The organism is Nocardia sp. bgisy134 (genome assembly GCF_057708325.1).
Window position 1 is genome coordinate 203,930 of record NZ_JBYIRW010000016.1, and the last position, 10,168, is coordinate 214,097.

A 10,168-nucleotide genomic window follows, 5' to 3' on the forward strand; every position below is an offset into this window, starting at 1 on the left:
CGCGGCGAGGTGGGGGCGTGAGCACGGACCAGCGTGCGAACGCGGCCACCGGGGCGGCCGAACCGCCCGCGTCGGGGCTGCTGCTGCGGCTGGTGCGCAGGCAGGAGGTCGCCTTCGCCCTGATCGGCGCGTTCAACACGGTCTTCGGCATGGCGCTGACGGTGGCCTGGCTGACCGTGCTGCCCGACGCGGGCTGGGCGCCGCTCGCCGCGGTGCCGCTGGCCTACGCCCTCGGGATCACCGTCGCGTTCGTGCTGCATCGCACCCTGGTGTTCCGGGTGCGCGGCCACGTGCTGCGCGATTTCGCGGGCTTCGTCGCGGTGAACTCGGGTGGTCTCGCGCTGAACACGGCGCTGCTCTACCTGGCTGTCACGGTGTTGCACCTGCCCGCGCAGCTGTCGGCGGTGGTCGTGATGGGCCTGGTCGCGGTGGCGAGTTACTTCGGGCACCGGCACATCTCGTTCCGCCGTCGCCCGGTCGTCGAGGGCGACGGCTCGGTCGGGTAGGTTCACGATCATGCCGGAGGAAACCGCGTTGGACGCCACGCTGCTGAGCCTGCTCGCCTGCCCGCAGGACAAGGGCCCGCTGCTGCTGGTCCGCGACGCCGCGGGCGCCGCGCTGCTCTACAACCCGCGACTGCGCCGCGCGTACCCGATCGAGAACGGCATTCCGGTGCTGCTGATCGATGAGGCGCGCGATGTCACCGACGCCGAGCACGAGGCGTTCACCGCCTGAGCGCACGGAACGGGTCTGCGCCCGGGCGCTGGCGGTAGGTCAGCGCACCGCGCGGACCGCCCCGGATTCGCTTGCGGCCGTGCCGATATCGCCGGTCAGATAACGCTGCAAGGTCGGGCCGACGGCGGCGACGAGCTCCGGGATCGGCATCGACGCCATCGGTTCGACGCCGATGATCTTGCGGGCCACCAGCACGCCCATCATCTGCGAGGCGGCCAGCGCGACCCTGGCGCGGCCGTCGTCCTCCGGGGTGGCGATCCGCTGACGGACCCGCTCGAGCACGACTTCCAGCACGAATGTCCGGGCCAGGGCCGGTTCGCCGCCGGTGAGCATGCTGCGCACCATCGCGACGATGCCGGGCCCGGCGGGGGAATCCCAGACGCCGACCACCGCGGCGAGCATCGTCGCGCCGAGCCGGTCCAGCGGCGCGGTCTCCAGAATGCGCAGGGTCGCCTCCGGGTCCACCGGAAGCTCGACCACCGCCGCGAACAACTGCTGTTTGGTGCCGAAATAGTGGTGCACCAGCGCCGGGTCGACGCCCGCGTCGGCCGCGACGGCGCGGATCGAGGTCTTGTCGAAACCGGCCTCGGCGAATCGGGCGCGGGCGGCGGCGAGGATCGCCTCCCGCGCGCCGGATCTGCCCGGTCGCCGCCCCGAACGCCCTTGCCGTTCGGCGACACCGCGTTTCGCCGAAGCGCGTTCGCCCGTGCTCATGTGGTCCGCCGCCGTAGGGTCGCCGCGCCGAGCGCCAGCGACACGATGGCGAAGGCGGCGACGATGGCGATATCGCGCCACATCTGCGCGGTCGCCTCCGGATGGGTCGAAACCTGTTGCAGCGCATCGACCGCGTAGCTCAGCGGCATCAGGTCGCTGATCGGTTGCAGCCAGCCGGGCAGCTGGTCGCGCGGAACGAGCAAGCCGCACAGGAAGATCTGTGGCGCGACGACCACCGGCATGAACTGCACCGCCTGGAACTCGGTGCGGGCGAAGGCGCTTGCCAGCAGACCGAGCGCGACGCCGCAGATGGCGTCGACGACCGCGATCAGCACCACCCATGCCGGATCGCCCGCCGCCTCGAGGTCTAGCAGCCCGAACGACACCAGGCAGGCGACGGTCGCTTGCGCGGCCGCGGCCAGCGAGAAGGCGGTGCCGTAGCCGCCGAGCAGATCCAGTTTGGACAGCGGCGTGGTCAGCAGCCGTTCGAGGGTGCCCGAGGTGCGTTCGCGCTGCATGGCGATCGCGGTGATCAGGAACATCACGATGAACGGCAGGATGCCGAGCATGCTGATGCCCACCCGGTCGAACAACGTCAGCGGCTGGTGCGGCGCGGTCGGGGCCTCGGCATAGATGAAATACAGCAGCGTCATGAGCAGCGCGGGGACCACCAGGATCATGGCGACGGTGCGATGGTCGTTGCGCAGCTGGCGCAGGATGCGGGTGGTGGTCGCGGCGTAGGGGCGCAGCGTCCACCGGGGTGCGCTCGGGTGCAGGGCGGTGGTGGTCATGCCGCTTGTCCCATCGTGATGAGGGTGAGGAAGGCCTTCTCGAGGTTCTGTTCGCCGGTCTGTTCGCGCAGCTCGTCGGGGCTGAGCTGGGCGAGCACCTTGCCCTCGCGCATGAGGAGCAGCTGGTCGCAGTGCTCGGCCTCGTCCATGACGTGGCTGGAGACCAGCAGCGTCGTTCCGTTCGCGGCCAGCTCGTGGAACTGCTTCCACAGGTCCACCCGCAGGACCGGGTCGAGCCCGACGGTCGGTTCGTCGAGGACGAGCAGATCCGGCTGGGCGACCAGCGCGCAGGCCAGCGACGCCCTGGTCTGCTGCCCGCCGGAGAGCTCGTCGCCGCGCTGGCCCGCGTGGTCGAGCAGGCCGACGGCGGCGATGGCGATGTCGGTGTCGTCGCGGTCGCGGCCGTACAGCGCGGCGTAGTAGGCGACGTTGTCGCGCACGCTGAGGTCGGGGTAGATGCTCGGCGCCTGGGTGACGTAGCCGATGCGCCTGCGCAGCTCGGCCGCGCCCGCGGGCAGGCCGAGCGCGGTGATCTCGCCGGACGCCACGATCTGGGTGCCGACGATGCTGCGCATCAGGGTGGTCTTGCCGCAGCCGGACGGCCCAAGCAGCCCGGTGATCGAGCCGCGCGGGATGGTCAGCGAAATATCGTGCAGGACTTCGCGTTTGCCGCGCTGGACGGTCAGGTTCTCGACCTCGACCGCGGCGGAAGACGGGGGATGAGACATGTCGGCCTCAATTCATCGAGTGTTGAATTCACTGTACGATGAATTTACCGCTCGGTATCCGCCCGCGGCAAGAGGTGGCGTGTCAATGCCCGTGGCGATGCGTCGGACGCCCGGCCGCCCCTCCGGGCTCCACGACGACGAACTGGCCCATCATGCCGAGGTCCTCGTGCCAGAGCAGGTGGCAGTGATACATGTACGGCGTGTCCGGATCGGCGGGCCCGTCGAAGCGCACCGCGAGGCGCACCGTGTCGTTCGGCGCGAGGAAGACGGTGTCCTTGGGGCCGGACAGGTGCGGCGGCGGTGCGCTCTCGCCGACCGCGAGCACCTGGAACTGCACGTCGTGGATGTGGAAGTTGTGCGGCATGCCGTCGCGGTTGTGCACGATCCAGGTCTCGGTGGTGCCGCGGGTGACGGCGAAATCGATGCGGTCCATCGCCATCGGCGCGCCGTTGATGCCGCTCAGGTCGAGTTCGAAGCGCCGTTCCGTCACCGAGTCGGCGCCGTCCGGGGTGGACGCGGGCGCCAGCGTGGCGGGCAGCGCGGGGGAGGGGCGCAGCGTCGTCGCCGCGCGCAGTTGCAGGATGTCGAAGGTGTCGCCGCCGCCGCCGAAGCGTTGCGTCCAGAAATCGAGACCGGCGTCCAACTTGTTGCTGCGCAACACGGTTCGCTCGCCCGGGCGCATTCGCACCACGATCTCCGCGCGCTCGCCCGGCGAGAGCGGCAGCTGGTGCATGCTGGCGGGGCGGTCGAGCAGGCCGCCGTCGGTGCCGATGAGAGCGAAGGCGCGTGCGTCGTCGAAGCCGAAGGTGTAGACGCGCGCGGTGGAGGCGTTGAGCAGCCGCAGCCGGATCAGTTCGTCGCCGACCTCGCGGTACGGGGTCAGCGTGCCGTTGACCATCGTCTGCTCGCCGAGGAAACCGACATCGCGGAACATGCTGTGCGCGCCGTCGAGAGCGGCGCCGCGGAAGGTCACGTCCTGCACGATGACCGGCAGGTCGTCGACGCCGTAATTCCTTGGTAGCGACAGGCTTTCGGTCGACTCGTCATCCAGGAGGAACATCCCGGCCAGCCCGCGGCGCACATGGTCCTCCGTCTCGCCGTGCGGATGCGGGTGGTACCAGAGCGTCGCGGCCGGCTGGTCCGCCGTCCACTCGGGCGTCCACGTCGCGCCGGCCTCGACCATCTGGTGGGGGCCGCCGTCCATGGCCGCCGGGAGATGCATGCCGTGCCAGTGCACCGTCGACGCCTCGGGCAGCCCGTTGCGGACGCGGACCCTGACCTGTTCACCGCGCCGGGCGCGCAGCGTCGGCCCGAGGTAATCGCCGTTGAAACCCCAGGTCGGCGTCACCTGTCCGGGCCGGAATTCCCGGCTGCCCGTGCGCATGTCGAGCTCGAACAGGCGCGTCCCGTCGGGCTCGAGGCGGGACTCGGCCAGCGGCGGTACGGCGAGCTCGTTGCGAAACTCGGTGCGGCCGACGGTGGAGACCTCCGCGTCGACGTAGACCCAGCCGACGCAGCCGCTCACCGCGGCGAGTATCACCGCGACGAGCGATGCGAGTACCAGGAAGAGCCGCCGCCACCGGCGCGGTCGGGAAACCGAAGACATGCACCGACGGTAGGAATTTCGCGGTGGCGGCGACATCGGGGACGGCCCCCATTTCGACCCTGGATGGACCCCGGAAAAGACCACGCGCCGCTGTGCGCATGCCGTGTGACTCAGTTCACAACCAGGGCTGTCACGTCCGGCGCGGGTCGTCTGTCCCATGGTCGTCACCCACCAGCGACCCAGCGATCGGAGCAACCGCCATGAACACCGAACACCGCATCGTCATCCTCGGCGCGGGCTACACGGGCATGCTGGCCGCCGTGCGGCTGGCGCGGCGCACCCGCCGCCTGCCCGTGCGCATCACCTTGGTCAATCCGTCCGCGCGGTTCACCGAGCGGCTGCGCATGCACCAGGTCGCCGCGGGGCAGGAGCTGGCCGACTACCGAATCCCCGAGATCCTCGCGGGCACGGGCATCGAATTCGTCCAGGGCTGGGCCACTTCCGTGGACCCCGAGGCGCGATCGGTCACTGTCGACGACGATCGCGTGCTGCCCTACGACGAACTCGTCTACGCCCTCGGCAGCGCCACCGACACCGAGCGAGTGCCCGGCGTCGCCGAACACGCCTGGGCCCTGAACGATCCGCGCGTCGCGCATCGCTTCGCCGGACGTCTCGCGGAGGTGGCCGCGCAGCGCGGTGCGGTCGCGGTCTGCGGTGGCGGGCTCACCGGTATCGAGGCCGCCGCCGAGATCGCCGATCAGCACCCCGGTCTGCGCGTCACCCTGATCAGCACCGGGGAGCCCGGCGCGATGATGGGCGAGCGGGCCCGCGCCTATCTGCACCGCGCGCTGGACCGGCTCGGCGTCACCCGAAACGTCGGCCAGGCGGTCACCAAGGTGCTGCCCGACGCCGTCGAATTGGCCGACGGCACACTGGTTCCCGCTGATCTGACGCTGTGGACCGCGGGCGTCCGCGTCGCGCCACTTGCCGCGCGGGCGGGTATCGCGACCGACGAGCGCGGGCTGATCATCGTCGATCGGACGCTGAAGTCGGTATCGCATCCGACTATTCGCGCCATCGGCGACGCCGCGGCGGTGCGTCAACCCTGGGGCGTGATCCACGGCACCTGCCAGAGCGGCATGCCCACGGCCGCCCACACTGCCGACACGATCGCGAAAGAGTTGCGCGGCAAGAAAATTCGCCCGTTCCGGTTCGGCTACTTCCACCAGCCGGTCAGCCTCGGCCGCCGCGACGGGGTCATCCAGTTCACCCGTGCCGACGACACCCCGGGGCGGTTCCACCTCACTGGACGCGCCGCGGCGCTCTACAAGGAGACCGTCAGCAGCACGCCGCCGAAGGCCTTCCGGCTCAGCAAGAAGATGACCGTCGCGGTACAGCTCTCGCACGGCGGCCGCGCCACCCGCGTAAAAGACTGACCGGTTTGCCGACTCGGTCCCTTACCGAGGAGCATGGACTGATGCCCGAGACGCCGGAACCCGATCCGTTCATCGAACATCGGCGGCTGCTGTTCGCCACCGCCTATCGGATGCTCGGCACCGTCACCGACGCGGAGGACGTCCTACAGGACGCCTGGCTGAAGTGGAACGAAGCCGATCGGTCCGCGGTGCGCCACCCCAAGTCCTACCTGGTGCGCACCGTGACGAATCTGTCCCTGAACCGGCTCACCTCGGCCAGGGCCACCCGCGAGACCTACGTGGGACCATGGCTGCCCGAACCACTGCTCACCACACCCGATTTCGCGGAGGATGCCGAGCTGGCCGACACCGTCTCCACTGCGATGCTGGTGGTGCTCGAAACCCTCACCCCGGTCGAGCGCGCGGTATTCCTGCTGCGCGAGGTGTTCGGCTACAGCCACGCAGAGATCGCCGACACCCTGGACCGGCCCGAGGCCACCATCCGGCAGATCGCGCACCGCGCCCGCACCCACGTGCAGTCCCGCCGCCCGCGCTTCGACACCGACACCGCCGAACGCGCGCAGGTCACCCAGCGGTTCATGGCGGCCTGCGCGGGCGGCGACCTGAACGCGCTGATGGATCTGCTCGCCCCCGAGGTGACGTGCTGGTCCGACGGCGGCGGCGTGGTCACCGCGGCCCGCCGTCCGCTGCACGGCCCCGATCACGTCGCGCGCTGGATCCTCGGTGTGCTGGCCAAGCCCGAGTCGGCGGGCATCGTGCTCGAGCCCACCCACATCAACGGCGAACTCGGCGCGCTCGCCCGCATCGGCGAAGTCCCGGTCGCGGCGTTCACCTACGACCTGGTGGACGGCCGCATCGAGAACCTGCGCTTCCAGGTGAACCCGGGGAAGTTGAAGGGACTGTCCATGGGCGCATCGACGTTGGGTTGATGGGCGCGTCCGTGTGCTGGATCGATGAGCGCCGGATGCTGGGTCGTTGCCTTGATGGCTGGACCGTTGGGTCGGTGATCGGCGGTGCGCTGCGTTTCGTGGGCGCGCAGGCGCTGAGTCGACGAGTAACTCAGCGCCGGGGCGATCAACACCGGGCCCGATCGACGAGCGGCGGCCGAGCGGCTGACGGCGCGGCCGGGGAGAATGGCCGCGTGCCTGTCGATGATCTCGTGGTCGAACCGCCCGCCGCCGCCCGTCGCCTGCTCGGCGCGACGCTGCGGTCGGGGCCCGTGGCCGTCCGGATCGTCGAGGTCGAGGCGTACGGCGGCGACCCGGCCGGGCCGTGGCCGGACCCGGCCTCGCACTCCGGGCGCGGACGGACCGCGCGCAACGCGGTGATGTTCGGTCCCGCGGGGTTCCTCTACGTGTATCTCAGCTACGGCATGCACACCTGCATCAATGTGACCAGTGGACCCGACGGCGCGGCCAGTGCGGTGCTGGTGCGGGCCGGTGAGGTGATCGATGGCCTGGGGGTCGCACGTGGGCGTAGGCCCGCGGCCCGCTCCGACACCGACCTCGGCCGGGGCCCGGGGAACCTGGGGACCGTCCTCGGCATCACCCTGGACGACTACGGCACGCCGCTGTTCGATCCGGCCTCGCCGATCCGGCTGGAGCTGGACGGCGTCATCGACGCTGCCCAGATCGCCAGCGGCCCGCGCGTCGGAGTCAGCGTGGCCGCCGATCGGCCGTGGCGGTTCTGGTTGCCGTCCTCGCCCGCGGTCTCGGCGTACCGGCGGAGTCCGCGCGCGCCACTCGCCGCCGCCCCCGCTGTCGTCCCCGGAGCGGGTGGACACGTTCGGCGGAACACTCGAGGCGGTGCGATGAATTAGGCGCGCGTCCCCCGTCTTATCGGGAGAACGCGCCGCGCCCGGCGCGACCGAACCGAAGGACACGGACATGACCGCCATCACCGCCCCCGCCCCGACCACCACCCGCCCGGGCACGATCCGCAATCGCGTGCTGTGGACCCTGCAAATCCTGCTCGGCCTGTTCTTCGTCATCGCCTCGGGAATCCCGAAGTTCGTCGCCCAGGCGGACGCCGTGCGGGTCTTCGACGCGATCGGCTTCGGCGACTGGTTCATGTACTTCACCGGCCTCGTCGAGGTGGCGGGCGGCCTCGGCCTGCTGATCGGGCGGCTGGCAGGCGCCGCCGCGGCCGGACTGTCGATCACCATGGTCTTCGCCGCGGCCACCCAGGCCTTCGTCCTGGACGCGCCCTCTTATGCCGTCTTCCCGCTGGTGCTGGCCGCGATGTTCGCCTGGCTCGCGTGGGAGCGCCGTGACGGTCTCGTCGCGCTGCGGGATCGCTTGTCCCGCTGAACGATTCGACGTCCACCCGGTGGTCGGAAGGCGCGCCCTTCCGGTCGCCGGGTCGTCGCGTGTGCGGCGTCCCCGGAGCGCTGAGCGCAAGGCGGTGGCGGTTCTGGCCCGCTCAGCATGTCCGCGAGCTCGCCGCAGCGCAGGCGTGCGGGCTGATTTCGGTCCAACAGGCGGTGCGGGACCCGCGCGGCGGAAATTCCCTGGCTCTGCGGCGGCGCCGCGCGGAGAATCGCCCCCGGTACCTGCGCATCGGCGCAGGACAGCGGTGCGGAAAGATGGGACGGCGTGAGCGGCGACATCATCGACGAACTGACCTGGCGCGGACTGATCGCGCAGTCCACCGACCTCGACGCCCTGCGCGCGGCGCTGGCCGACGGGCCGTTGACGCTGTATGCCGGTTTCGACCCGACCGCGGCCAGCCTGCACGCCGGACACCTGGTCCCTCTGCTGGCGCTGAAGCGCTTCCAGCGCGCCGGACACCGGCCGATCGTTCTGGCCGGCGGCGCGACCGGCCTGATCGGCGACCCGCGCGACGTCGGCGAACGCGCCATGAACTCGACCGACACGGTGGCCGAGTGGGCGCAGCGGATCCGGTCGCAGCTGGAGCGGTTCGTCGACCTGGACGACTCGCCCACCGGCGCGATCATCGCCAACAACATGGACTGGACCGGACAGCTCACCGCCGTCGACTTCCTGCGCGATATCGGCAAGCACTTCTCGGTCAACGTCATGCTGGCCCGCGACACCATCAAGCGCCGCCTGGACGGCGAGGGCATCTCGTACACCGAGTTCAGCTACATGCTGCTGCAGGCCAACGACTACCTGCAGCTGCGGCGCACCCACGGGTGCCGGTTGCAGGTCGGCGGCTCGGATCAGTGGGGCAACATCATCGCCGGCGTCGAACTGAACCGGCGGGTGGACGGCGAGGCGGTGCACGCGCTCACCGTGCCGCTGGTGACCTCGGCCGACGGCAAGAAGTTCGGCAAGTCCACCGGCGGCGGCAGCCTCTGGCTCGATCCGGAGATGACCAGCCCGTACGCCTGGTACCAGTACTTCGTCAACACCGCCGACGCCGACGTCGTCCGGTACCTGCGGTGGTTCACCTTCCTCGGCCGCGAGGAACTGGCCGAGCTGGAAAAGGCGACGGCGGAACGTCCGCATGCGCGGGAAGCCCAGCGCAGGCTGGCCGCCGAGATGACCAACCTGGTGCACGGGGAGGAACACACCCGCGCCGTCCAGCTGGCGAGCCAGGCCCTCTTCGGTCGCGGTGAACTGCGCGAGCTGGACGAGGCGACGCTGTCCGCCGCGCTGCAGGAAGCCGCGATCGACGGCGCCGTGGCCGAGGTCGCGCCCGGTCAGGTGGACACCATCGTCGATCTGCTGGTCGCCACCGGCCTGTCCGAAAGCCGCGGCGCGGCCCGTCGCGCGGTGAACGAGGGCGGTGCTTCGGTCAACAACCAGAAGATCTCCGACCTCGAATGGACCCCGGACGAGGGCGACTACCTGCACGGACGCTGGTTGGTGGTGCGCCGAGGCAAGCGCAATATCGCGGGCGTCAGGCGTGCGACCGCTTGATGATCTTGGTGTCTTGGGTCACATTCGTGTGGCCCAAGCCGTTTGTCGGCCCCATCGCAAGCTCCTGACCTGCGGAATTACATCCGTGTAGTGCGGATTTGACGCCGCGTTCCCCGCCGCGTAACTTATTCAACGTCAGAGCGACACGGACACCGACCCGGAGCCGAGACGCCAAGCCGAGAGGCTGGGCGAGGACCGGGACACGAGGTAGGACGAGGAGCGCCTGGCGGCCCGCAAGGACCAGGACGATCGAGCAGACTTGACTCTGCGAGGGAGGCCGGTTAGGCTGGGAAAGTTGCCTCTCAGAAGCACCGGGTAAGACTGGCGCGGACGG

The 10,168-nt window shown here is 70.3% G+C and carries 11 protein-coding genes; 7 read left to right on the plus strand and 4 right to left on the minus strand.

All coding sequences use genetic code 11. From position 1 onward, the window contains the following. Window positions 1-17: 17 nt before the first annotated feature. Together AC3ERS_RS26565 and AC3ERS_RS26570 are read left to right on the plus strand one after the other, a co-directional pair. Complete coding sequence (locus tag AC3ERS_RS26565; protein ID WP_431970809.1) at window positions 18-506, plus strand: GtrA family protein; 489 nt, start codon at window positions 18-20, stop codon at window positions 504-506. A gap of 10 nt (window positions 507-516) precedes the next feature. Next, window positions 517-735 carry a Trm112 family protein gene (locus tag AC3ERS_RS26570; RefSeq protein ID WP_357410849.1) on the plus strand — a complete coding sequence of 73 codons (219 nt, stop codon included), beginning with the start codon at window positions 517-519 and terminating at the stop codon, window positions 733-735. 39 nt (window positions 736-774) lie between these two features. Here the strand turns inward: AC3ERS_RS26570 and AC3ERS_RS26575 are convergent, their stop codons facing one another. The 4 genes from AC3ERS_RS26575 to AC3ERS_RS26590 form a co-directional block, all read right to left on the minus strand. Beyond that, the gene (locus tag AC3ERS_RS26575; protein WP_431970810.1) at window positions 775-1,449 is read right to left on the minus strand and encodes a TetR/AcrR family transcriptional regulator; all 675 of its coding nucleotides are present in this window, start codon (window positions 1,447-1,449) and stop codon (window positions 775-777) included. Beyond that, window positions 1,446-2,240, minus strand: a complete 795-nt coding sequence (locus AC3ERS_RS26580) for an ABC transporter permease (RefSeq protein WP_431970811.1) — start codon at window positions 2,238-2,240, stop codon at window positions 1,446-1,448. The genes AC3ERS_RS26575 and AC3ERS_RS26580 overlap by 4 nt, the downstream gene beginning before the upstream one ends. After that, the gene (locus AC3ERS_RS26585) at window positions 2,237-2,968 is read right to left on the minus strand and encodes an ABC transporter ATP-binding protein (RefSeq protein ID WP_431970812.1); all 732 of its coding nucleotides are present in this window, start codon (window positions 2,966-2,968) and stop codon (window positions 2,237-2,239) included. The genes AC3ERS_RS26580 and AC3ERS_RS26585 overlap by 4 nt, the downstream gene beginning before the upstream one ends. A gap of 82 nt (window positions 2,969-3,050) precedes the next feature. Further along, window positions 3,051-4,574 carry a multicopper oxidase family protein gene (locus AC3ERS_RS26590; protein WP_431970813.1) on the minus strand — a complete coding sequence of 508 codons (1,524 nt, stop codon included), beginning with the start codon at window positions 4,572-4,574 and terminating at the stop codon, window positions 3,051-3,053. Window positions 4,575-4,774: 200 nt separating this feature from the next. Between AC3ERS_RS26590 and AC3ERS_RS26595 the strand changes: the two genes are divergently transcribed. The 5 genes from AC3ERS_RS26595 to tyrS all read left to right on the plus strand — a co-directional run bounded on the left by AC3ERS_RS26595 (window position 4,775) and on the right by tyrS (window position 9,834). Beyond that, window positions 4,775-5,950: an NAD(P)/FAD-dependent oxidoreductase gene (locus tag AC3ERS_RS26595; RefSeq protein ID WP_431970814.1), complete on the plus strand. Its 1,176-nt coding sequence runs from the start codon at window positions 4,775-4,777 to the stop codon at window positions 5,948-5,950. 41 nt (window positions 5,951-5,991) lie between these two features. Beyond that, window positions 5,992-6,879: an RNA polymerase sigma-70 factor gene (locus tag AC3ERS_RS26600; RefSeq protein WP_431970815.1), complete on the plus strand. Its 888-nt coding sequence runs from the start codon at window positions 5,992-5,994 to the stop codon at window positions 6,877-6,879. A gap of 212 nt (window positions 6,880-7,091) precedes the next feature. Further along, complete coding sequence (locus tag AC3ERS_RS26605) at window positions 7,092-7,769, plus strand: DNA-3-methyladenine glycosylase (RefSeq protein WP_431970817.1); 678 nt, start codon at window positions 7,092-7,094, stop codon at window positions 7,767-7,769. Between the two features lie 67 nt (window positions 7,770-7,836). Continuing rightward, window positions 7,837-8,259, plus strand: a complete 423-nt coding sequence (locus AC3ERS_RS26610) for a DoxX family protein (RefSeq protein WP_431970818.1) — start codon at window positions 7,837-7,839, stop codon at window positions 8,257-8,259. Between the two features lie 285 nt (window positions 8,260-8,544). Continuing rightward, a complete protein-coding gene (gene tyrS / locus AC3ERS_RS26615; RefSeq protein WP_431970819.1) occupies window positions 8,545-9,834 on the plus strand; it encodes a tyrosine--tRNA ligase in 1,290 nt (429 codons plus the stop codon). Window positions 9,835-10,168 lie beyond the last annotated feature (334 nt).